The sequence below is a fragment of the Vibrio comitans genome (assembly GCA_024346835.1).
Classification (GTDB): domain Bacteria; phylum Pseudomonadota; class Gammaproteobacteria; order Enterobacterales; family Vibrionaceae; genus Vibrio; species Vibrio comitans.
Genome location: AP024866.1, coordinates 1565599 through 1587770, shown reverse-complemented (window position 1 = coordinate 1587770; position 22172 = coordinate 1565599). Strand labels below are relative to the sequence as shown.

Annotated in this window: 19 protein-coding genes, 2 tRNA genes and 1 riboswitch; of the genes, 13 read left to right on the top strand and 8 right to left on the bottom strand. The window is 44.0% G+C overall.

Going from position 1 to position 22172, the window contains the following annotated elements; translation table 11 throughout:
• Positions 1 to 43: 43 nt before the first annotated feature.
• On the bottom strand, positions 44 to 262 hold the full coding sequence (locus OCU46_RS07205) for a hypothetical protein (protein ID WP_141271382.1): 219 nt from the start codon (positions 260 to 262) through the stop codon (positions 44 to 46).
• Between the two features lie 385 nt (positions 263 to 647).
• Positions 648 to 745: riboswitch (guanidine-I (ykkC/yxkD leader) on the top strand.
• A gap of 64 nt (positions 746 to 809) precedes the next feature.
• Between OCU46_RS07205 and OCU46_RS07200 the strand changes: the two genes are divergently transcribed.
• The 7 genes from OCU46_RS07200 to atzF all read left to right on the top strand — a co-directional run bounded on the left by OCU46_RS07200 (position 810) and on the right by atzF (position 10453).
• Complete coding sequence (locus tag OCU46_RS07200) at positions 810 to 1883, top strand: putative urea ABC transporter substrate-binding protein (RefSeq protein WP_244311403.1); 1074 nt, start codon at positions 810 to 812, stop codon at positions 1881 to 1883.
• A 33-nt stretch (positions 1884 to 1916) separates the two neighbouring features.
• Positions 1917 to 2747: an ABC transporter permease gene (locus tag OCU46_RS07195; protein WP_141271380.1), complete on the top strand. Its 831-nt coding sequence runs from the start codon at positions 1917 to 1919 to the stop codon at positions 2745 to 2747.
• Positions 2740 to 3525 (top strand): ABC transporter ATP-binding protein, encoded by a 786-nt coding sequence (locus tag OCU46_RS07190; RefSeq protein ID WP_141271379.1) that lies wholly within the window; start codon positions 2740 to 2742, stop codon positions 3523 to 3525. The genes OCU46_RS07195 and OCU46_RS07190 overlap by 8 nt, the downstream gene beginning before the upstream one ends.
• A gap of 10 nt (positions 3526 to 3535) precedes the next feature.
• Positions 3536 to 4300, top strand: a complete 765-nt coding sequence (locus tag OCU46_RS07185; RefSeq protein ID WP_141271378.1) for an urea amidolyase associated protein UAAP1 — start codon at positions 3536 to 3538, stop codon at positions 4298 to 4300.
• Positions 4301 to 4310: 10 nt separating this feature from the next.
• Entirely contained in the window at positions 4311 to 4949 is a 639-nt protein-coding gene (locus OCU46_RS07180) for an urea amidolyase associated protein UAAP2 (protein WP_141271377.1), read from the top strand.
• Positions 4950 to 5042: 93 nt separating this feature from the next.
• Complete coding sequence (gene uca, locus OCU46_RS07175) at positions 5043 to 8633, top strand: urea carboxylase (RefSeq protein ID WP_141271376.1); 3591 nt, start codon at positions 5043 to 5045, stop codon at positions 8631 to 8633.
• Between the two features lie 20 nt (positions 8634 to 8653).
• Positions 8654 to 10453, top strand: coding sequence for an allophanate hydrolase (atzF, locus tag OCU46_RS07170; protein ID WP_141271375.1), 1800 nt, complete (start codon positions 8654 to 8656; stop codon positions 10451 to 10453).
• Positions 10454 to 10747: 294 nt separating this feature from the next.
• On the opposite strand, the gene OCU46_RS07165 is transcribed toward atzF, so the two are convergent.
• The 4 genes from OCU46_RS07165 to OCU46_RS07150 all read right to left on the bottom strand — a co-directional run bounded on the left by OCU46_RS07165 (position 10748) and on the right by OCU46_RS07150 (position 13546).
• Positions 10748 to 11572, bottom strand: coding sequence for an SDR family oxidoreductase (locus OCU46_RS07165; RefSeq protein WP_141271374.1), 825 nt, complete (start codon positions 11570 to 11572; stop codon positions 10748 to 10750).
• A gap of 21 nt (positions 11573 to 11593) precedes the next feature.
• Complete coding sequence (locus tag OCU46_RS07160) at positions 11594 to 12007, bottom strand: hypothetical protein (protein ID WP_141271373.1); 414 nt, start codon at positions 12005 to 12007, stop codon at positions 11594 to 11596.
• 267 nt (positions 12008 to 12274) lie between these two features.
• Positions 12275 to 13057, bottom strand: coding sequence for a helix-turn-helix transcriptional regulator (locus tag OCU46_RS07155; protein ID WP_141271372.1), 783 nt, complete (start codon positions 13055 to 13057; stop codon positions 12275 to 12277).
• A 171-nt stretch (positions 13058 to 13228) separates the two neighbouring features.
• A complete protein-coding gene (locus OCU46_RS07150; RefSeq protein ID WP_208733540.1) occupies positions 13229 to 13546 on the bottom strand; it encodes a LysR substrate-binding domain-containing protein in 318 nt (105 codons plus the stop codon).
• A gap of 306 nt (positions 13547 to 13852) precedes the next feature.
• Here OCU46_RS07150 and OCU46_RS07145 point away from each other — a divergent pair, with 306 nt between their 5' ends.
• Positions 13853 to 14905, top strand: a complete 1053-nt coding sequence (locus OCU46_RS07145) for a DUF1254 domain-containing protein (protein WP_141271370.1) — start codon at positions 13853 to 13855, stop codon at positions 14903 to 14905.
• A 282-nt stretch (positions 14906 to 15187) separates the two neighbouring features.
• Here the strand turns inward: OCU46_RS07145 and OCU46_RS07140 are convergent, their stop codons facing one another.
• The 3 genes from OCU46_RS07140 to OCU46_RS07130 all read right to left on the bottom strand — a co-directional run bounded on the left by OCU46_RS07140 (position 15188) and on the right by OCU46_RS07130 (position 16136).
• Positions 15188 to 15748, bottom strand: a complete 561-nt coding sequence (locus OCU46_RS07140; protein ID WP_167495379.1) for a prepilin-type N-terminal cleavage/methylation domain-containing protein — start codon at positions 15746 to 15748, stop codon at positions 15188 to 15190.
• 192 nt (positions 15749 to 15940) lie between these two features.
• A tRNA-Val gene (locus tag OCU46_RS07135) sits at positions 15941 to 16017 on the bottom strand.
• A gap of 42 nt (positions 16018 to 16059) precedes the next feature.
• Positions 16060 to 16136, bottom strand: a tRNA-Val gene (locus OCU46_RS07130).
• A 627-nt stretch (positions 16137 to 16763) separates the two neighbouring features.
• Here OCU46_RS07130 and OCU46_RS07125 point away from each other — a divergent pair.
• The 5 genes from OCU46_RS07125 to OCU46_RS07105 all read left to right on the top strand — a co-directional run bounded on the left by OCU46_RS07125 (position 16764) and on the right by OCU46_RS07105 (position 22057).
• The gene (locus tag OCU46_RS07125) at positions 16764 to 17066 is read left to right on the top strand and encodes a hypothetical protein (RefSeq protein WP_141271368.1); all 303 of its coding nucleotides are present in this window, start codon (positions 16764 to 16766) and stop codon (positions 17064 to 17066) included.
• 253 nt (positions 17067 to 17319) lie between these two features.
• Positions 17320 to 18339: a helix-turn-helix domain-containing protein gene (locus OCU46_RS07120; RefSeq protein ID WP_141271367.1), complete on the top strand. Its 1020-nt coding sequence runs from the start codon at positions 17320 to 17322 to the stop codon at positions 18337 to 18339.
• A gap of 239 nt (positions 18340 to 18578) precedes the next feature.
• Positions 18579 to 19952, top strand: coding sequence for a metal-dependent hydrolase family protein (locus tag OCU46_RS07115; RefSeq protein WP_141271366.1), 1374 nt, complete (start codon positions 18579 to 18581; stop codon positions 19950 to 19952).
• 88 nt (positions 19953 to 20040) lie between these two features.
• Entirely contained in the window at positions 20041 to 20706 is a 666-nt protein-coding gene (locus OCU46_RS07110) for a DUF3299 domain-containing protein (RefSeq protein WP_141271365.1), read from the top strand.
• An 88-nt stretch (positions 20707 to 20794) separates the two neighbouring features.
• Positions 20795 to 22057 (top strand): carbohydrate porin, encoded by a 1263-nt coding sequence (locus OCU46_RS07105; protein ID WP_141271364.1) that lies wholly within the window; start codon positions 20795 to 20797, stop codon positions 22055 to 22057.
• Positions 22058 to 22172 lie beyond the last annotated feature (115 nt).

The following is a 22172-nucleotide window of genomic DNA, read 5'->3' as shown; positions in this document are numbered from 1 at the left end:
TGTCAGGAGTTCTAAGAAGAGCGCCTGATCTAAGAGGTCGAGGTTAAATTTTGCTCTTCTTTAGGTAAGGCTTAGGATTCACTTGTCCAAGTACGAAATAGTTGGCGGCACCGGCAAGACAAATACTTAGCAGAGTCGCTATAAACATCGGCACTATATTGCCAGTAGGCATGCGTAGTTCGAGTACTAAATGAAATGCAAATAGCAATACTATTATCGCCGTTAAACCAGTGGTGATTTTAGCAAAAATTGGTTTGTTCATTGGGGTACTCGCGCTGTTAGAAACATAGGTCGCGATGTTACAACACATTTTAATTATTTACTTATCATTGGGCGCCATTGCGAGAATTCTTTTTATTCTAGAAGAACTGGCTCGTATTTTTAAGCTTGTTAACCCTTTGGCAATAATCGTCTCAACAATTCCTCCATTCTCCCAAAAGACATTCATAAATACGGGTGCATTCTTTGCACCAATACAGAACGTTCGCACCAAAATAATCATAACTTAAGTAAGTTAATAATTACCTGCACCCATAAGCCCTTGATGTTTCTGGGTTTTAATTTTTGGCATGCTTTTTGGATTACTTTACATAAGTTCACAAGAGCACAAAGTTTTTAGGGCAACTTGCCTTTCTAACTACAATTCGGCAATAGACATCTAGGGTTCCGGCTGTGTTTACAGCGTCTGGGTCAAGAGTTGTCAACCTCGTAAGGGGTCACACGGAGGGATAGAAGCCCGGGAGATTTAACCAAGCCAATTGGTTGTGTCTCTTGTGTTTGATATCTAGTGACTCATGGAGGAGATTCCTATGAAAGCTCAAATAAAGAAAAGCCTACTTGCATCTGTTGTTGGTGCCACACTCATCACTTCAGCCTTTTCCCCAAGCGCATTAGCTCAAGAGAAAGAAAAATTTACTATTGCATGGTCTATCTATGTTGGGTGGATGCCATGGGATTATGCAGATCAGTCTGGAATCCTAGATAAATGGGCCGATAAATACGGTATCGCAATCGATGTAGTTCAAGTTAATGATTACATTGAGTCAATCAACCAATTTACTACCGGCCAGTTTGATGCAACCGTAATGACCAACATGGATGCACTAACCATTCCAGCAGCAAGTGGCGTTGATTCGACTGCTCTGGTGGTGGGTGATTTCTCAAATGGCAATGATGGTATTGTGCTTAAAGGCAATAAAGGGTTGCAAGACCTTAAAGGGCAGTCGGTTAACCTTGTTGAGCTTAGTGTTTCGCATTACCTGATGGCTCGTGCGCTTGAGAGCGTTGGTTTGAGTGAACGTGATGTCAAAGTAGTGAATACTTCCGATGCCGATCTTGTCGCCGCATTCACCACTAATGACGTTACTTCTGTCGTAACATGGAATCCGCTTCTTAGCGAAATTACCTCCCAGCCAGACACTTCTTTTGTTTTTAACTCTTCTGATATTCCAGGTGAAATCATCGACCTATTAGTGGTCAATACGGACACTCTGCAAAGTAACCCTGCGTTAGGTAAAGCCTTAACAGGTGCATGGTATGAAATCATGTCAATCATGCAATCTGCTGAGAAGGGCGATGAGGCTAAGTCTTATATGGCTCAAGCATCTGGCACAGATCTAGATGGATACAAGTCTCAGCTTGAAGCAACCAACATGTTCTACTCAGCTAATGACGCCGTCAGCTTTACACAAAGTCCTACGCTTGCAGCGACCATGCAGAAAGTCAGTGAGTTCTCGTTTGAACATGGCTTACTCGGTGAAGGTGCTCCAGATGCTGGCTTTATCGGTATAGAGACACCGGCTGGCATTTATGGCGACCCAAGCAATATCAAGCTTCGATTTACTTCTGAATACATGCAAATGGCAGCAGAAAACAAGCTGTAATTTGGATATTCGGTCAAAGTAAATGGAGTCGTTATGACCAAAGTAATTAATCGTCATCCGTCCAAATTTGGACGAGTTATGTTGGGTATGATGCCATTTCTTATTCTGCTTGCCGTCTACGTGACGGCATCAGATGCAAGACTGGCTGCGAACTCGGCTGATAAGCTATTACCGGCGTTTAGCAGTTTTGCTGATGCCATTGACAGAATGGCCTTTACCCCAAGCAGAAGAACGGGTGAGTACCTGATGTGGACTGACACGTTTGCCAGTCTTGCTCGACTAGGTTGGGGGATTGGTATTAGTGCCTTGCTTGGATTATCCCTTGGTATTGCTACCGGAATTATCCCACTTGTTCGTTCATCTTTGTCACCAGTGATCACTGCAGTTTCACTTATACCCCCAATGGCGATATTACCGATCTTGTTCATCTCTTTTGGAGTGGGCGAAGTTTCTAAGGTCGTGTTGATTGTTATAGGTGTATGTCCAATCATTATTCGCGACATTCAGCTTAGGGTACAAAGCTTACCTGACGAACAGCTCATTAAGGCACAAACATTAGGCGCAAGTAGCTGGCAAATTATCGTGCGCGTTATTCTTCCTCAAATCATGCCCAAGCTCATTGAAGCCGTTCGCCTTACTTTGGGCAGTGCTTGGCTATTTTTGATTGCTGCGGAGGCTATCGTTGCGACTGAAGGTTTGGGCTACCGCATCTTCTTAGTACGTCGTTATCTATCAATGGATGTGATTCTGCCATACGTATTGTGGATCACTATCTTGGCTTACTGCATGGATTGGCTATTACGCCTAGCATCGCAAAAACTAAGCCCATGGTATCACCAGTCTCAAGGAGAGAATCATGGCTAAACCACAACCGATTATCGAGATTAAACAAGTTTGGAAAGAATACGGGGATAACATCGTTCTTGAGCGCTTGAACCTCACGGTTAATGAAGGTGATTTCGTCAGTATCGTTGGTGCTTCTGGTTGCGGGAAAACGACATTTCTCAACATGCTGTTAGGCACTGAAACACCCTCGAGAGGCCAGATGCTGCTGGATGGTAAGCCTCTGAGTCAAGAGCCGGGTGTAGAGCGAGGGATCGTATTCCAAAAGTACTCGGTGTTTCCACACCTGACAGCGCTTGAGAACGTGATGCTGAGCTATGAGTTTGAGGATAGCGGTATTGCCAGTACTCTTTTGGGCCGATTGTTCGGGGCGAAAAAACAGCAAGCCAAGACACACGCTTTAGAAATGCTTGAACAAGTAGGTTTATTAGCGGCTCAAGACAAGTACCCACACGAGCTATCTGGCGGTATGAGACAGCGTTTATCGATCGCTCAAGCCTTAATTAAGAAACCACGAATACTGTTACTGGATGAACCTTTTGGGGCTCTTGACCCTGGTATTCGAAAAGATATGCATGTGCTAGTGAAGTCTCTTTGGAAAGAGCAAAACCTTACGGTATTTATGATCACTCACGATCTTAGCGAAGGGTTTCATTTAGGTAACCGTCTATGGGTGTTTGATCATACGCGTCATGATGAGCAAGCTCCCGAACGATTTGGTGCGCAGGTGACTTTCAATATTCCGACCGAAAGGCTGGAGCACACCCCACCAGAACAACTTCTTCAAAAAATTGCATAAGGAAATAAGTATGTTAGCTAAACAGGAAGTGATTTTTTCCGACACACTGCCTGGGGCCGCACATTGGTCTATGGTCGTGCCTAAGGGTCGAACGGTACGGTTCAAAGACCTTGAAGGAGGCGCCAACTTGAGTGTGTTGTTCTATAACCCGACCAATCCATTAGAGCGCTACAACGCACCGGATACATTGAAATGCCAGCATACGTTCAAACTAACTACGGGCAACTGTTTGTATTCGGATATGGGGCGTATTTTCTGCTCAATTGTACGTGATGATACCGGTTGGATAGACACAGTTTGCGGTGTCGCAAATAAACAGAAAGTGGCACAGAAGTGGGGCGAACGAGATTACCAAACTGAGCGTAATCAGTGGAAGCAGAACGGTTTTGATGCTTTGTTAGTCGAAGTGGCTAAATACGGTTTAGGTAAGCGCGATCTAGCCGCGAACTTAAACCTGTTCAGCAAGGTGTTCACTGATGAGGAAGGTAACCTCAGTTTTGACCCACACCACAGTAAAGCTGACGATTGCGTTGAGTTGCGATTTGAAATGGATACCTTGGTAGTGATGACGACTTGTCCGCACCCATTAAATCCGTCAGAGACTTACCCATACAAACCTGTCGAGGTTACGGTGTTTGAATCTGAGTCAATGTCAGAAAGCGATGCGTGTTTAAACCATCGCGAAGAAAACGAGCGAGGCTTTGAAAATAACCGCCGTTATGCAAGCTCGGTACAACAAACCGCCGAACCATCCACTCTCAGTCACTGTTGTTAAGGAGCAAAGTATGATCGTAGAGAGCCAATTAGAACTAAATGAAGCCCTGTATCGTGACGTTGTTCCTGCCGGTGACTACTACATGAAGGTCGTTAAGAAAGGGCAGACGGTTCGTATTCTCGATATTGAAGGCAACCAAGCAGCAGATACTTTGTTCTATAACGCGAATGATCCATCAGAGCGCTACAGTGCGATTGATACGATTCGTGAGCAAGGTAATGTGTATCTAACAGCGGGCACCAAGATTCTGTCTGACCAAGGCAATGTGATGTTAGAGATCGTTGCAGATACGTGTGGACGTCACGATACCCTTGGTGGCGCGTGTGCAACCGAAAGCAACACAGTACGTTACTCAATTGATAAGAAATGTATGCATGCCTGCCGAGATAGTTGGTTGTTAGCGGTAGCCGAAAATGAGCAATTTGGCATGTCTAAGCGTGATATTACTCATAACATCAACTTTTTCATGAATGTACCTGTCACGGCCGAAGGTGGACTTACTTTTGCAGATGGTATCAGTGGTGCAGGTAAGTATGTTGAGCTGAAAGCGCATATGGACACCATCGTTCTAATGTCAAACTGCCCGCAATTGAACAATCCATGTAATGCCTACAATCCAACACCCGTTGAGGTCATTGTTTGGCAATAGAGCCAGCAAGGTAGCTGCAAAAATTGAGCAAGGGACGACCCTATTTGATGCTCTTTGTTTTTCTGGGACGACCCAGATTTTAGGGACGAAAATATGTTTAGTAAGGTATTAATTGCTAACCGTGGAGCCATTGCCTGCCGAGTTATCCGTACACTAAAACAACTCAATATCGGAAGCGTTGCTGTTTATAGCGAAGCAGACTCTCAAAGTTTACACGTCGTCGATGCTGACGAAGCCTTCACTCTAGGTCAAGGCGGCGCATCGGAAACGTATCTCGATCAAGATAAAATCATCTCAATAGCGAAATCATCAGGTGCAGAGGCCATTCACCCGGGCTATGGCTTCTTGAGTGAAAACCCAGAATTTGTAGAACGCTGCGAACAAGAAGGGCTGATCTTTTTAGGGCCAACAGCAGAGCAAATGCGTGCGTTCGGTCTAAAGCATTCTGCACGAAATATAGCGACTCAAGCTAATGTTCCTTTGCTGCCGGGTACAGACCTACTCAATGATAAACAACAAGCACTTCAAGAAGCAGAAAAAATTGGTTACCCAGTCATGCTTAAGAGCACGGCCGGTGGTGGCGGTATTGGCATGCAGTGCTGCTTTACCAGCCAAGAGCTTAATGAGGCTTACGATAGCGTTAAACGCTTGAGTGAAAATAACTTCAGTAACAACGGTGTATTCTTAGAAAAATTTATCCAACAGGCTCGCCATATAGAAGTGCAGATCTTTGGTGATGGCCAAGGCCATGTGGTTGCACTCGGTGAACGTGATTGCTCTGCGCAACGACGCAACCAGAAAGTGATTGAAGAAACACCGGCACCAAATCTCAGTGATGAAGCGCGAGTACAGCTGCAACAAACTGCTGTGCGTCTCGCGAGTGAGGTGAAATACCGTAATGCTGGCACCGTTGAATTCGTGCTGGATCAGCAGACACAAAACTTTTACTTCCTAGAAGTAAACACACGTCTGCAAGTAGAGCATGGTGTAACCGAAGAAGTATTCGGTGTTGATCTTGTTGAGTGGATGATTCGCCAAGGCGCTGAAAAACTAGATCTAGATAAATTGAGTGCGAACCTTACCTCTAAAGGTCATGCGATTCAGGTTCGACTCTATGCCGAAGATGCCAATAAAAACTTTCAGCCGTGTGCGGGCTTGCTTAGCCATGTGGAGTGGGCAAAACAAGAGAATTTGCGAATTGAACACTGGATAGAAGCCGGCGTTGAAGTATCGCCCTTCTTCGATCCTATGCTAGCCAAAGTAATAGTGCATGCTAAAGACAGAGAAACAGCGTTGGCCGAGCTTAAGCAGAGTCTCGACAACAGCACTATTTACGGTATCGAGCACAACCAAGCGTATTTGAGTCAACTATTAGCCAGTGACCTTGTAAAGAAAGGGGAAGTGCTCACTCAATCTCTCAATAGCTTCGAATTCAAACCCCATACTTTTGATGTGATAAGTGGCGGTACCCAAACAACGATTCAAGATTATCCAGCTAGGACGGGTTACTGGGATATCGGCGTTCCACCTTCAGGTCCAATGGACTCACTAAGCTTTCGTCTAGCCAACAAGCTAGTTGCGAATGATGAAGCATGTGCTGGCCTAGAAATCATCGTGTCGGGCCCAACTCTGAAATTTAATCAAGCGACTAAAATTGCAATTTCGGGCGCGAGCATACAAGCGTCACTTGACGGTGAATCGGTTGCGATGAACAGCTCCATTCAAATTAAACCAGGACAAACATTGAAGCTAGGAAAGGTTGAAGGTGGCGCTCGCACTTACCTTGCTGTGCAAGGCGGTATTGATTGTCCTCAATACCTTGGGAGCCGCTCAACATTTACACTTGGCCAGTTTGGTGGCCATGCTGGTCGCGCGCTCGTTGCTGGTGATGTTTTACATATCAACGAGACCGCTAACGAGCCAACAGCTGCGATCACTTCAACAGCCCTGCCAGATTTTAACGGTGAATGGCAAATTCGCGTTATTTATGGCCCCCATGGTGCTCCAGACTTCTTTACTCCAGAAGACATAGATAGCTTCTTTGATGCTGAATGGAAAGTACATTTCAATTCGAGCCGTACTGGCGTTCGTCTGATCGGACCTAAACCTAACTGGGCTCGTAGCGATGGCGGCGAGGCGGGACTACATCCGTCAAACATTCACGATAACGCTTATGCGGTTGGCACGATCGACTTCACTGGTGATATGCCGGTTATCTTGGGTCCAGATGGTCCAAGCCTTGGTGGTTTCGTTTGCCCAGCGACCATCATCAAAGCAGACCTTTGGAAGATGGGGCAGTTAAAAGCGGGAGACAAGATCCGATTTATTCCTGTATCAGTAGAAGATGCAGAATTTGCAGAGCGTGCTCAGCTTTCTCAGATTGAGACGGGTGAAATCATTGAACTAGCGCTACCAAAAGCAGAGCTAGCATCGCCAATTATCAAGACGATCCCAGCTGAGCAATATGGAGAGCAAGTTGTATATCGTCCAAGTGGCGAGGATTATCTGCTAATTGAGTATGGGCCACAGGTGCTGGACATTCGTCTACGTTTTCGCGTTCATGCCTTAATGCTTAAACTCCAACAAAAAGGCCTTGTTGGCGTGGAAGAGCTGACACCTGGTATCCGCTCTTTGCAAATTCACTATGACAACTTAGTGTTGCCGCGAGAGAAGCTACTTGCTGAGCTTGAAGAGATTGAATCGACGTTGGACAACATCGATGAGATGACAGTTCCTGCCCGCGTTGTGCATTTACCTCTGTCTTGGGATGACGAAGCCACGCGACTAGCGATTCGCAAGTATGACGAAGTGGTTCGTAAAGACGCTCCTTGGTGCCCTGACAATATTGAGTTCATTCGTCGTATCAATGGTCTGGATTCGGTTGAGGATGTAAAGCGCATTGTTTTTGATGCTAATTATCTAGTGATGGGGCTAGGGGATGTTTATCTAGGTGCTCCTGTTGCCACACCCATGGATCCTCGTCACCGCCTTGTAACGACTAAATACAACCCAGCGCGAACCTGGACGCCCGAAAATGCGGTAGGTATCGGCGGTGCTTACATGTGTGTATATGGAATGGAAGGCCCTGGTGGGTATCAGTTTGTGGGTCGCACACTGCAAATGTGGAATCGCTATCGTCAAACAGAAGCGTTCTCGAAACCATGGCTACTTCGCTTCTTTGACCAAATTAAGTTCTACGAAGTCAGCGCAGAAGAGCTTCTTGATATTCGCGAGAAGCACCCTCAAGGCCATTACCCAGTGAAGATTGAAGAGACAGAGTTTTCTCTAGCGGGTTATCAGTCTCTACTCGACGAACATGCCAGTGAGATCAAAGAAAGCAAAGCTCGTCAGCAAAAAGCGTTCGAAGAGGAACGTCAGCGTTGGGAGATTTCAGGCCAAGCGAATTTTGTAGCGACTGAAATTGAGCAATCTAGTGTTCAAACAGAGCTAGAAGAGGGCCAAGAAGCCATTGAAAGCCATATTGCAGGCAACATTTGGCAGGTGTTAGTCGAGCCGGGCCAAACCGTTAAAGAAAATGACGTAGTCATGATACTCGAAGCGATGAAAATGGAGCTCGAAGTAACGGCAAGTGTGTCGGGCGTGATTGACTCGATTTGCCACGAAGCTGGAGCGCAGGTGCATGCAGGCGAGCCACTTTTAGTTGTCAATACGTGTGCTGCATAAGGTTTTGGAGATAAAAGATTATGACGAATTCAGTTACAACTGCTCAAACTGCATCAGAGCCATTGACCATCAGTGGCTTGCTAGAGGCTTTTCGTAGCGGAGAGATTAAGGTAGAACAGTTTTTGCGCTCTAAGCTTGAGCAAGTCAGAGCCGATACGTCTAATGCTTGGATTTCGGTGATTTCCGACCAACAATTGGACAATTATTTATCCGAGCTTGCCACTCAAGATAGCGAGCACCTGCCTCTTTTTGGTGTTCCTTTCGCTATCAAAGACAATATTGACTTGGCAGGATTAGACACTACTGCCGGCTGTGATGCATACCGATATCAACCGCAAGAGTCTGCCTATGTGGTCAAGCAATTAATCAAAGCGGGCGCAGTGCCATTGGGTAAGACGAGCCTTGATCAATTTGCTACAGGTTTGGTTGGTACTCGAAGCCCGTGGGGAGCGGTGAATAATAGCTTTGATGCGCAATACATTTCGGGGGGTTCAAGCTCTGGAAGTGCTGTATCCGTTGCGACAAACCAAGTGTATTTTGCGCTAGGAACAGATACCGCTGGCTCTGGCCGCGTTCCTGCTGCTTTTAATAACCTTTATGGCTTGAAACCCAGTAAAGGATTAATAAGTTGCACTGGTGTGGTACCTGCGTGTCGCACCTTAGACTGCGTGACATTTTTCACCAAGAGCGCGGAAGACCTATCCACTCTGTACCAAGTGGGTGCGAGCTATGATGAGAGTGACTGCTTTTCTCGATATGCTATTGAACAGGGGATAGAGAATATCGCCCAATTTTCAGGGCTTAAAGTTGGCGTACCATCAGAGGAGCAACTTAAATTCTTTGGTAATGACGAATACCGTAAGCTGTATGCTCAGTCCATAGCTCGTCTAGAGTCATTGGGCGCAGAAGTGATACCGTTTGATCTGTCTCCATTTATTGAAGCCGCTAATTTGCTTTATCAAGGTCCTTGGGTTGCCGAGCGTTACGCCGCTATTGAGTCATTTTTTGATAGCAATCAACAGCAATGCTTAGATGTTATTCAGACCATTGTTGGAGGAGCCAAGGATCTTTCTGCTGTCGATACCTTTAAAGCTATCTATCAGCTGCAAGAGTTTAAGGTTCAATGCGATCGGCTAATGGACAATGTAGACGCAGTGCTAACCCCTACAGCCGGCACCATTTACACCATCGAAGAGGTCAATGCTGATCCCATTGCCCTAAACTCAAACCTCGGCTACTACACCAACTTCATGAATTTACTGGATTATAGTGCCATTGCCATGCCTGCTGGATTTACCGAGGCGGGCCTACCGTTTGGCGTTACGCTGTTTGCGCAGGCGTTTGAAGATGAGAGACTAATGGCGTTGGCTTCTGAATGGCAACAAGCGATGAACCTGCCTTTAGGTGTGACACAAGTTGAACCAGAGAGTGCTGATATTGTTGATCTTCTAGTATGCGGCGCTCATATGAAAGGCCTAGCTCTCAACCACCAACTGATTGAACTAGGTGCCAATTTTAAGAAACGTACAACAACGTCTGAAAACTACTCCCTGTACTGTCTTGCGGGTGGACCGCCTTCAAGACCTGGGCTAGTTCGAGCTCATAGCAATGGCCAAAAGATTGAAGTCGAAATCTGGCGTATCCCCAAAAAGCACTTAGGTGCCTTGCTAGTGCAAATTCCTCATCCATTAGGGTTAGGCAGTGTTCAACTCGAGTCTGGCGATTGGGTTAAAGGGTTTATTTGTGAAGGCATAGGTATAGAAGGCGCAACAGATATTACGGAAACAGGGGGTTGGAGACACTTTCTCACACAATCGTGATTGATACGTCGAACACAATGAGCAGGCTAGGTGACTTTGCTTAGCCTGCCGTTATATTTACCAATGATTTGGTGTAGCTGAATAATTTTAGTATCTATAAGCGTCGTTGAGTACATCACGTTCAACATATAGGTTTAATAGGGGCAGGAGTTTTTCTCAAAGGGAAGTAGGCATTGGGGACATAAAGCGTGAACAAGTCGGCAAACTTTGAAAGCCGACGACTTGCTTGAACTTAAACTACGATGGTACAGCTTTTCTCGAATATTTGCTTATCAGTACTCACTGAAAACAAGACTAAGTCATTTTATTAATGATGAATGAGAATAGCTTGCCTAATTTGCCTTCACCTATAATTTTTTGTCCCCACGCCATGAGTTTTGCATCGATAGTACTCTGATAGATTAGTTTTGGATTACTTGAGAATCCTGCCTTAATCAGAGTTTTTACAGTCGACAGTGTATTTGACCCATTATCGTATGCATTTTTTAAGAAGTGATGGGCTTTTGTGGTGGATTGCTGATAGTCGCTGATAACCGTACCTTTACTTAGCATATCGGTTAGCTGTATGTCTGGGAGTTCGGTTTGGACACAGCCAGGCTCTACCATCGAGATTTCAATATTGAACTCTCGTACCTCTTGTGACAATGATTTCACCATGCCATTCAGTGCATGTTTACTGGCTGAGTACCATGCATTCATGGCAGTAGAGGTTCTAGCGGCTATAGAAGTAGTAAAGACAATGCGCCCGTAGCCTTGTTTACGCATGTGTGGCAACACAGCTTGCACAATTCTTGCGGGTCCATAAACATTCGTATCAAACTGTGCGTGTACGTTTTCGATACTTTCCGCTTCTATTGGTCCTGCGATTGGGTAGCCAGCGTTAGAGTAGACAATATCAATAGAGCCAAGGCTATCGTGCATTTCGTTAACGATGTGGTTTATGGTTTGTCCATTACGCACATCTACTTCAAAGACTTTTGCCCCTAACTCTTTTAGTGGAGTTAAGCGTTCAAGGCGTCTTGCGCCACAGTAAACATTGTGACCGGTGTTGAGCAATGACACGACTAAGTCGTAGCCAATACCCGAAGAAGCGCCGATGACAAGGACATTCTTTTGCATAGTTCTATCTCTATTAATAAATTAGGATTGGCTGGCAATTTGGTTCATTCTTCGATTCTCAAACCAGTAAAATACGGTGTAAGTACAGATCGTGATATCGGTAATCACAAAAGGAACGAAGTTAGCGTTAAGGTAGGCTGTTTCTGCATTGAAGAAGTTTGAGGTGTACAGATACACCATGAACAACTTTTCCAAAAACGAGTACAGGATTACGGGCTCACGCCAGCGTGGGATAAAAGCAGATGCCACGATAAAAAAGCCCATGAGACCGACCATGATGCCCCAATGCCTAAACAGAAAAACATACTGCGAGTCATAGGGTAGGTTGTTCATTTGAAGTAGTGCTTCGGCCGGGCTGAGTGCATAGACACCAGCGAACATAGTGACAGCGCCACCGATTATCAAGAAGGGTTTGATAAAGCGGTTAAAGAACATATAGATGGCCTCTGTTGAATTGAAAATTTATTGATTGCTACGTGGCGACTACATGTGCGACCCTGCTCCGTGATGTAGCCTTGCTACAAGAAAGGAAGTACGTAGTTGCTATAGTGCATTTTTTGTATGGGTGATTTAGTAGGTAAAATAACCGAAGAATGCAGGGAGATAAGCAGTAATATTTACTGCATTTACAATTCACATGACGTGAACCTTTGCAAGGTTGCAGAGGATGGGGGATGACCAGTTAAAGATTTTGCATTCGTATTAAGAGGCTTCAATACCCAAGCCATTGCGTAACGCAAATTGAACCAATTCAGTATTGTTATCGAAATCGAGAGTGTCGAGCATGCGATACTTGTGCGACTCGATTGTTCGAGGACTTAGAAAGAGTTTTTCCGCGCATTGCTTTGCAGTGTAGCCTTGAGCAAGTAGCGCTAATACAGTGCACTGCTTTTTACTTAGCTTGAGAAGTTTTTCACTTTCATCGAGTTTACTTTCACTGCCTTTGTTCAAACTTCTAGTGACGGTAGAATGTTGCCAATAGACTAACCAAATATCGCAAAGCGCTTTGAGTTGGTTAAGATCGGTTTCGGTAAGATCAGTTGAGTCATCATTAAACCTTGAAAACGCCAAAGCCCCCCATACCTGTCCAAACAACTCTAGTCTCATGATGCCGTGCCAGCGTCCACCTTCCATGTAAAGTTCGCGTAAAGTACTAATGTTAGATTGCTTCAAATCATTTGAATTAAACAGCTGATATTGGCTCTTTAGCCTGAGTAGTCGTAGGTAATCTACATAGTTGCCCACCACAAAACGGGCTTTATCGAGCTCTGGAATATGCTTTCGAGAGACAGATACGCTCTTGCCATCATTGAGCATTATCATAGAGTTCGGAAAGAGCGTAAGGCGGTCGAGATTAAACCATTCTAGTCCTTGCTTAGCCAGTTTATTAAAGGTGCTGTCAAACTCGCATGCGCTGCATGATGATAGGGCGTTTACTTGTGAAACGACTAAATGATCGAAACTGACTTTGTTTTCAATGCTCATATTGTGCTCACTAAATAATCTTATTCCAAGTTAACTTTGACATGGTTTTTCTGTCAACATTTTGGTTTTCGCAGAGCGAAAATGCAGTGAAATTACGGTATACCGCTTCAATGTTCAGAAAATGAAATTAAAGTGAATATACTTGTTGTTCTGAGCGATCAGGACTAAAAATCAGCAACTTAAAAAAAGAGCGGGTTCAAGTGATTGAATCTTTTTCACAAACCAAGCCAAGGCTTTGCCTTTGTTATTTTTGTTCCAGGCCAGATGTATTTCACGCTCTCGTTGATCAACATGCTCCACTTCTAAAGCTATTAGTTGCCCGATCTGGAGTTCTTGCTGGATACGATGAACAGGTAAGTAACCCACTCCTAGACCTTGCAATTGAGCCTCTATTTTTTTAGAAATGCTGGGAACAGTGATCCGAGGCTGTCCATCGAGCAAGCCCGCAGAGCGTGTTTCTAACGTTCTCGAACTGTCCGCGACTACCACCGAGGGGTATTGTTCTCTGTGGTTTTTGATTTTGCAGTCCAACTTTCTATGGGGTTGAGGGATTATACATAAGGAAAAGGGGATGACTGGTCTTATGCATAATTAACTTCCCACGTTGCCCATTATGCGCTTTGGTCATAATTACTTATTTGAATAGTTCATTAGCATTAATTAAGTGCGAATTATAGTATTTGCACATCAGCTTCTACGGCTTAAATTACTCAAGGCTAAATTGATATTTCAGCATATATTGCCAATCTCAGCTTTGAATTGAAACTAATGACATTTGATAAATTGAGAGAACATATGAAAGCGTTAAAACTAACGGCAATTGCTTTAGCTACCTCTTCAATTATGGCTTGTTCAGCATTTAATGGTGAATCCGCTACTACTGTTAAAGTTGACAATCTAGAAGTCACAAAACAGAATTTTGCACACGCTGAAACTGCTCGTATGTATCGAAACTGGATGGTGAGTGGTGATGCGAACAAACAGTTCGCAATACTTCAAAACTTACCGCCACGCGGTGACAAAGCGCCTACAGTACAAATGAACGACGATACTCTTTACGGTGTTGCTATCGTTAAAGCGGTAGATGGCCAGGTGACGTTTGACATCCCTGACACTGGTGACACATACATGTCTGTTCAAGTTGTCACTGAAAACGGTCACGGTGAACACCTAATCGTTGAAGACGGTGTACATACCGTTCCTATCACTGACTCTAGTACCGCATTCTTAATTTATCGCTCTGGTGTGGAAAATGGTCTAGAGAAATCACGTGAAGGTTTAGCAAAAGTCGACACTTCTCAATTCAATTTTGCAGTTGACTATCAACTTCCAAACTACGACTTTCAAGCTGTAGAGAAAGAAGTGTGGGAGCGTAAGCGTGTTGTCGATGGTATTGTTGAGAAAGAAGGCGTATTTACCTATACCTTCCCTCGTACTCCAGAGAAAGTGACAGATCTAACACAGTGGAACCTTGAGAATGCTGCAGGTTGGGGGGGAGCATCGCCTGTTCCGCTAGAAGGTAACAAATACGTCAACTCGCCAGTAATCGATGGCTCTGCTTGTTACACCACTACATTTGAAGACCCAGACAATCGATTCTTCACGTCAATCACTGCGTACGATATGGAAAAATACCTAATTGATGGTGCTGTCGCTCAAAATTCCCATTCATGGAAAGTAAATGCAGACAAAACAGTGACCGTTTCTTTTAACTGTGGTGAAAACGCGATTAATAATATCGATACCAAAGGACAGAACTTCACGATCACTACTCGACACTATGGTGCCACACAGGCAGTGATAGATTCAGAAAAAGATCCAATCATTACGGCTATAAAAAGAAGTTAATACGACTTAATTAAGAGAAAGGCTTTGCGATGCAGAGCCTTTTTTTGATCTAGTAAGTAATGCACAAGTGTGCCACTAGTAAGACGTAGGTAATGAGTGAACTTTCCAACTAAGATAGAGGTTTGCTATGCCACTGCGTATCCATTAGCCGCAAGTTTCAGAGTGTTACTGACTCACATCTGTTCAGAAGTTGCTGCTACGGACCCTGCACTAATCTTAAATATGTCTGGATAGCGCTTAGCTATATATTTAGCGTCAGTGCCAAACATTGTCATTTGAAAACTAACAATCCTCAGTTTCAACTTCTAGTAAGTAGCCATTTGGAGTGGGTTCATCATCATCTGGCTCTTTATATTTAACGTAGCAGTGCGTGTAATCTCCGGATGTCTCATGAAGACCATATCCGATATATACGCGGGAACTCGTACCTGTAGTGCAATCACTTGAATAACAGACATCAAGTTCGTTCGCATCAACGCTTGAGAGCTGAACAATACCCAACCTTGGTTGCCCATCAGGGGCCATAAGCTCATCGTCTGACAACATTGCTTCAGGGTAGCCATACTTCAGTTCTAGATAACCGATATTGGTTAATATTGGATCAGAGACGGTTTTATCATCAGCAGAATTACGGGCATCATTTTCAACACCATTAATTACAGCCAACGAGTACGCTAACGTCGCGGCATCGTGAATTGACGCCTTAATGCCTTCAAGTGTTGCGATGCGAGCATCACGTTGAATGTTCACATGCTTTTGCATTGCCACAGTCGATAAAATCCCGAGCAAAACGATAACGACAACAAGCTCTACAAGCGTGAAACCTGAATTCTTACGAAGCACATGATCCCCAAATGATTGATAGGTATTTCGCATAAAAGTAGCATGATGACTGCTTTATATACTTACCAATCGATGCCATTTCGGGGTCTTAGTAAAATTGAGATAGCAGTGTATGAGTTTGTTATGAAGGGATGCAAATGAGCATAAGCCAGAAACAACAAAGCCCGCTAAAAGCGGGCTTTGTTGTAAATTTGGTGGGTCCGGGCGAATTCGAATCGCCGACCCCTACCATGTCAAGGTAGTACTCTAACCAACTGAGCTACGGACCCAAATTTTGTTGTTCAATACGATTGCATGTGAATGCAAGAGGATGGTGGGTCCGGGCGAATTCGAATCGCCGACCCCTACCATGTCAAGGTAGTACTCTAACCAACTGAGCTACGGACCCATACTCTTTGACTTTTTCGCTAACAGGCTTTAGTAGGCCTTGTAGCTTAGTGCTCTGTAAGGAACGAGTGCAATAATATGTAGAGCTAATTCCTAAGTCAATCAAATAATTAGCACAAAGTGATTGAGTGAATAGAAATTGGTCATTATCAGTTTCAAAGATGTTCAATTGAGATCAAGAGCTTTGATAGCCTCGAAGTAGACTGGTTTATAAACGCCTTCCTCTAATTTATCACAGCGCTTTTTTAGCATAGATGTAACCCTCCCCAATAACCTGCGCAATTTATCTATTGGAATATCCGATAGAATCTCACTGGTTCCATTAGCTGACTATCCCTTAAGATACTCCCACAAGAAAGACAAAGGGCGGCATTATTATGAATAAGATCACTAAGAAATGTTTTAAGGCAATCGGTCTTACAATAGCTTTTCTATATTCAAGCCACATTGGATCGGGGTTTCTAGAGGGGCTCGGTCTGTATGGTAGAGAATCAATTCAGTTCTTAATCTTTTTAGCTTGTGCCTTTGCTTATTGTAAATACGACGGAAATAAACTGAGACGAAGGGTGGCTGTATAGGGATAGATAACTAGGTAAGGAGGCAAATTACTACTCACTGAGGAACTAACATGAAAAAGACACTTTCACTAATTACGCTGACGTTTTTATCACTAACAGCACAAGCCAGTATCCAACTCTGGGATTGCAATGATGGATACAACATTACATCTGACAATAGGGTGATGATGCTTAATGATAAGGACACAGGCCAGACTTTAAAGCTACGCAAAGTGGATGAGAGAAATTTCGTGCATAAAACCGACAGCCTTCAAGTGGATATTCGAAAGGAAAAAGACGGAGGGGCTTTTGTGAGCGTCTTTTGGTTTGAGGAGGAAGACATGTATTCAACTTATTGCCCGAATGTCTTTTGAAAACACTAGAGGAACCACAACAGGTCAATGTAATGGATTAGAAGAGTAGGAGTTTGACGCGATAGCCTACCCAATACATTCTATGAGGCGATATATAGTTGATCGAGTTCATGATTCAGCTTTGATAAGGTTGGCGCTGCGATGCAAACCCTTGAAATAGTGTTCAACCGAAAAATATGACGAGTTAGGTATTTGAATTCTTTGTTGAATTTGCCATCCTCATACTAGTGATTGGTTTTACTTAGGAAAGGGAATGACTTCGGCAGAGCAGCATATCAACCTTGTTCGACTAGATGACGTTAAGTTTTTTGTCGATCTTTTGATGCAAATTGATGCAGATGCGTATGAGCTTCTTCGTCAAGCAACCATCCCCAATGACATTAACAGTGCCAATAGCTACGATTGCTTACCAGAGAGTGTAATGCTCAATGCGCTTGAGGTCTTAGGCTCGCACTACACAAAGGAAGAGTTGGGGGTGATCTTTTGGGAAGGGATCCGCAATAGTTATATGCCTAGCTTTGTGTCACAACTTTCTGAACATGGATCTGTTTTAGACGCCTGCCACGAATTGACTGAGCTTGTTCAACTCTCATCGCCAAATTCAAAAGTATATCCAACGTTTGCTGCTGGTTCCTGGTGGTTAGTCAGAGAAAAGCTGGGGCAAAAAGAGTCTTGGTATGAAGATGCTGAGGTGTTTTCTGTTCTGTTTATGGTGGAGTTCATTCGTTCGATCACCCATTCAACATGGAAGCCTGAGCAGATTGCTTTGGTGAGTGACCATAGTGATCTCTATAACAGCCTGCCCACATTACATAATGTCACTTTTATCTATCAGCGCACTGCGACCGGCATCAAGATCCCTGAATCTGTAATGGAGAGCCTGCCGCACTTTTATGGGGGGTCATCTAACCCAAACCTTGTTATGCCTATCTTGTTCAATGAACCTACTTTTATGGATACCTTTCGCTTAGCGATTTCACCTTACTTGTCTATGGGAAAACTACCCGTCAAGGTGGCGGCAGAGATATTAAGGATGAACGTTAGAACCCTGCAGCGCCGATTAGAAAAAGAAGGTTTTGTCTATAAAGAGCTGATTGAAGATATGACCTTCGAACTCATCGTAGATGCAATGAAAGGGTCTACAGAATCCTTAACCACCATTGCAAATAAGTTTGGTTATTCCGATGCTGCTCACTTTACACGTGCCTTTAAGCGCCGCTACAACCAAACACCTAGTGCATTTAGAAAGTCTCTTACCAACGAGCGTAATTAGACGCGTTGTTTTATTGGTGTCATCAAATGGCAATTAATAAAAGCGGAAAGTCCTTAATATCACTTCTAAGCTATTGAGTGTTACAGAAATTAACTAACACATTTCAATCATTAAGATGATGTAACGGTAGGAAATCAAAACAGACCTACACAATGGCCTCATTGATAGATGGATATACCGTCATTAAACCTGGCGAATCACGATGGATATTGAGTTTGACGCTTTATAGGAAACAACAAATGAAAAACGTTTTGAAACTTTCAGCAGTTGCAATTTCATGTTCTCTAGCATTTTCTGCTTCGGCAGCAACGACTATTTTTAAGAACGTCGATGTTTTCAACGGTACAGAAGACAAACTGTACGAAGACCATTACGTGATGGTTGTTGATAATAAAATTGAACAGATTTCATCTAAAGAAATCACAGCAGAAGATGCGACGGTCATTGATGGTGAGGGTAAAACTCTAATGCCAGGTTTGATTGATGGCCACGCGCACATCATGATTAACTATCACTTTGACCAAATTGAGAAGAACAAAGACCTTACTGATATCTCAATTAACTCGGTTACTGTAGCTGAGCGTTATCTGCAAGATGGTTTTACCACTGTGCGTGATATGGGTGGCCCGGCGTTTGGTTTGGCTCGCGAAATTGAAGCAGGGAATGTGGAAGGGCCGCGCCTTTACCCGTCAGGCGCATTTATATCACAAACGTCAGGGCATGGTGATTTCCGAGACCGTAATGATGCTGGTTTCTCTCCAAAAACAGCAGGCGACTTATCTAACTTTGAACGTATGGGCATTGGCGCGGTAGCTGATGGTGTACCTGAAGTGCAGCAAGCAACGCGTACTAACTTACGAAACGGCGCGACTCAAATCAAAATCATGGCGGGTGGTGGTGGTTCATCACGTTTTGACCCAATTGATACGGTTCAATATTCAGTGGAAGAAACCTGTGCCATTGTAGAGGCAGCTAAAGATTGGAACACCTATGTTGCGGCTCATACATTTAATGATCGTTCTGTGAACCGCTTGCTTGATTGTGGTGTTAAAACGTTCGAACACGGTTTCTTTATTAACGACGATACCATGAAGCGTATTGCGAAAGAGGGTGGTTACGTAGTGCCGCAAATGTGGGGACTATCGCCAGATTTGGCTAAGAACCCTCTGATGCCAGCCGATAAACTACCTATGGTGGCGAAACTTCAAGAGGCGTACGGTGACTATGGTCAACGCCTGCTTAAAAACAATGTAAAAGTAGTCTTTGCCTCAGATTATGTGGGCGTGAATTCAGATGCCGAGCGTGCACGTCGTTATGAGATTTACTGGCGTACACAAGCATTTGGTAGCAACTACGAAGTACTAAAACAAATGACGTCTATTGCGGGTGAAATGCTTGCAATGTCCGGCCCTCGCGGAACAACGCAAGGTAAACTGGGTGTGATTGAAAAAGGCGCTATTGCAGACATGATTCTTGTTGATGGTAACCCATTGGAAGATATGTCAGTGATTGGTGCAACCGAAAAATGGTTTGATGCGGACCCTGAGTACAAAGAGATTGAAACTATCAAGCTTGTAATGAAAGACGGCAAAATCTATCGCAATAAGCTGTAATCAATCCCGTTCCTATTAACTGATTAGAAACGTTGTTAAGTACCAAGGCAGGGCTTAGAGCTCTGCCTTCTTTTTGAGGTGTTTGTAAATGAAATTGTTAAAACGAATCCTACTTGGAAGTGCATTGTTGTTCTCATTAAATGTTGTTGCCGAGGAGATGGAACCTACATTTTGGCAAGACTTGCTTCCTCAAGTGGACACAGTAGAAGACCCGTTTGCAGCGCTAGATTCTAACCAGCTTTACGATCTAGGCACCATTGCTCGCTATCGCGATGCTCAAAAAGTAGAAGGGTTCAAACCTTCAGAAGCTTCTCAAAAAGAGATGGCACAACTTGAAGAAAACTTTGCAAAATCTAACATTGATGTAGATGCGCTATTTGTTCAGCGAGAAAAGATCATGCAGCAGCGCACGAAGCTTGCAACCTTACCGAATCAAGGTGTGCTTAATAAACCCCATCGTATACCTGGATTTATTACCCCTGTTGAAATGGAAGGCACTAAGGTGACTAAGTTTTTCCTAGTTCCTACAGCGGGCGCATGCATTCATACGCCACCACCGCCACCTAACCAAATTGTATTAGTTGAATACCCAGAAGGGATTGAGCTAGTTAGTTTGCAAACGCCAGTATGGGTTGAAGGTGAGCTGTTTAATGAAGCAACCGCAGCTGATGTAAATTACAGCGATGGCGCAAGCAATGTTGAGACTGTGTATCAGATGTCTGCGCTAGAAGTAGAACTATATCAAATGAACTAAGTCATTTAACTTGTGGCGCATAAAGGGCATCGAGGTCTTATTATTAACGCTAAACTATAATCAAATCATAAAGATACTAAGGTGTGACATGACTTTGACTTCTAGACTTTCTAAATCTTGCTTAGCAATTGTAACGGCACTTGCATCAACAACGGCTTTTGCTGAAGGCGCAAATTTTGAAGGCCCAGATTCTGTAGAGAACACTATTGCAGCGCAGAAAGCGGATCAAAAAGATTGGCGCCAACACCTGGCAGACAACGGTTTTACCTTTGGCGCGGATTATTTTGCCAACGGTTTTGCAAGTAGCAACGGTGCTACTGGTGATGATGTGACGGCTTCTTCAGGTGTAGCTCGTTTGTACGGTCAATGGAGCTTAGTGGGTCGTGAAACTGGCAATACTGGTAGCTTAATTTGGAAGATTGAACATCGTCATGCTTATTCTGATTATGCACCAAAGGATTTTTCAGGGATTACAGGTAATCCTTTAAACCCTGATACCTTGGGATATATGGGATTGATGTCACCAGCATTTAGTGATCAAGGATTTCGCGTAACGGATCTTAACTGGAAGCAAAAGATCAATGGTGGTCGAGGTACTATCCAGGTTGGTTGGCAAGATGTTACCAACTACGTTGATACTTATGCATTAGCAAGCCCTTGGACTGGGTTTTCAAACCTAGCTTTTTCTACGGGCTCTGGTGCTATGGGGTTGCCTGATGATGGTATTTTGGCAATTTCAGCAGGTCATATGATTGGTGACAACTTTTATGTGATTGCGGGTATTGCGGATGCTAAAGGCGATTCTGGTGATATTTTTGAGGGCTTTAATACCGTCGGTGATGGTGACTATTTCACTACTTTAGAGCTAGGCTGGACGGCATCTCAAGAGCAGATCTTTACAGAGAACTTTCATGTGACTCTATGGCATATGGATGCCACAGACCGCCACAATATTGACCCTTTTGGTGCTAAGGGCGAAGATGGTAAAGGTATTAATTTCTCGTATAGCACTTTTGTAACGCCTCAGATCATGCCATTCGTTCGTGGCGGTTTCTCTGACGGCGGTGTGGCCCTGTATCAAAAGTCGATTAGTGCTGGTTTTGGATACTTCGGGCTAGGTGGCGCGAAAAATAACCTTGGATTCGCCGTGAACTGGAGCGAAATCAATGAGAATTATTTCTTAGCTTCCGCTGCTAATAGTGATACTCAAGTGACTGCCGAACTCTACTACAACATGCAATTTGGTGATCACTTCCAAGTAACACCTGATATTCAGTTGATTGCCGATCCTGCGTTCTCAACAGAGAGTACCGCGTTAGTATTTGGCTTACGTGGACGTGTGTTCTTCTAACAGCGTTCTTAAGTTTTGTTTCAGTAAAAGGGTCCTGATCTTATCAGGGCCCTTTTTACTTTCCCCAAGCTAGCTTTACCTTTTTGATTTGTTATAGTGAAATAAATCAATAACT

What these genes read in the sequence shown, in the direction of transcription:
- OCU46_RS07165 (WP_141271374.1), bottom strand. Translation starts at nt 11,572, where the DNA reads ATGCAAAAGAATGTCCTTGTCATCGGCGCTTCTTCGGGTATTGGCTAC.
- OCU46_RS07105 (WP_141271364.1), top strand. Translation starts at nt 20,795, where the DNA reads ATGACTTTGACTTCTAGACTTTCTAAATCTTGCTTAGCAATTGTAACG.
- OCU46_RS07200 (WP_244311403.1), top strand. Translation starts at nt 810, where the DNA reads ATGAAAGCTCAAATAAAGAAAAGCCTACTTGCATCTGTTGTTGGTGCC.
- uca (WP_141271376.1), top strand. Translation starts at nt 5,043, where the DNA reads ATGTTTAGTAAGGTATTAATTGCTAACCGTGGAGCCATTGCCTGCCGA.
- OCU46_RS07120 (WP_141271367.1), top strand. Translation starts at nt 17,320, where the DNA reads ATGACTTCGGCAGAGCAGCATATCAACCTTGTTCGACTAGATGACGTT.
- OCU46_RS07125 (WP_141271368.1), top strand. Translation starts at nt 16,764, where the DNA reads ATGAAAAAGACACTTTCACTAATTACGCTGACGTTTTTATCACTAACA.
- OCU46_RS07180 (WP_141271377.1), top strand. Translation starts at nt 4,311, where the DNA reads ATGATCGTAGAGAGCCAATTAGAACTAAATGAAGCCCTGTATCGTGAC.
- OCU46_RS07195 (WP_141271380.1), top strand. Translation starts at nt 1,917, where the DNA reads ATGACCAAAGTAATTAATCGTCATCCGTCCAAATTTGGACGAGTTATG.
- OCU46_RS07115 (WP_141271366.1), top strand. Translation starts at nt 18,579, where the DNA reads ATGAAAAACGTTTTGAAACTTTCAGCAGTTGCAATTTCATGTTCTCTA.
- OCU46_RS07190 (WP_141271379.1), top strand. Translation starts at nt 2,740, where the DNA reads ATGGCTAAACCACAACCGATTATCGAGATTAAACAAGTTTGGAAAGAA.
- OCU46_RS07155 (WP_141271372.1), bottom strand. Translation starts at nt 13,057, where the DNA reads ATGAGCATTGAAAACAAAGTCAGTTTCGATCATTTAGTCGTTTCACAA.
- OCU46_RS07205 (WP_141271382.1), bottom strand. Translation starts at nt 262, where the DNA reads ATGAACAAACCAATTTTTGCTAAAATCACCACTGGTTTAACGGCGATA.
- OCU46_RS07145 (WP_141271370.1), top strand. Translation starts at nt 13,853, where the DNA reads ATGAAAGCGTTAAAACTAACGGCAATTGCTTTAGCTACCTCTTCAATT.
- OCU46_RS07160 (WP_141271373.1), bottom strand. Translation starts at nt 12,007, where the DNA reads ATGTTCTTTAACCGCTTTATCAAACCCTTCTTGATAATCGGTGGCGCT.
- OCU46_RS07185 (WP_141271378.1), top strand. Translation starts at nt 3,536, where the DNA reads ATGTTAGCTAAACAGGAAGTGATTTTTTCCGACACACTGCCTGGGGCC.
- atzF (WP_141271375.1), top strand. Translation starts at nt 8,654, where the DNA reads ATGACGAATTCAGTTACAACTGCTCAAACTGCATCAGAGCCATTGACC.
- OCU46_RS07110 (WP_141271365.1), top strand. Translation starts at nt 20,041, where the DNA reads ATGAAATTGTTAAAACGAATCCTACTTGGAAGTGCATTGTTGTTCTCA.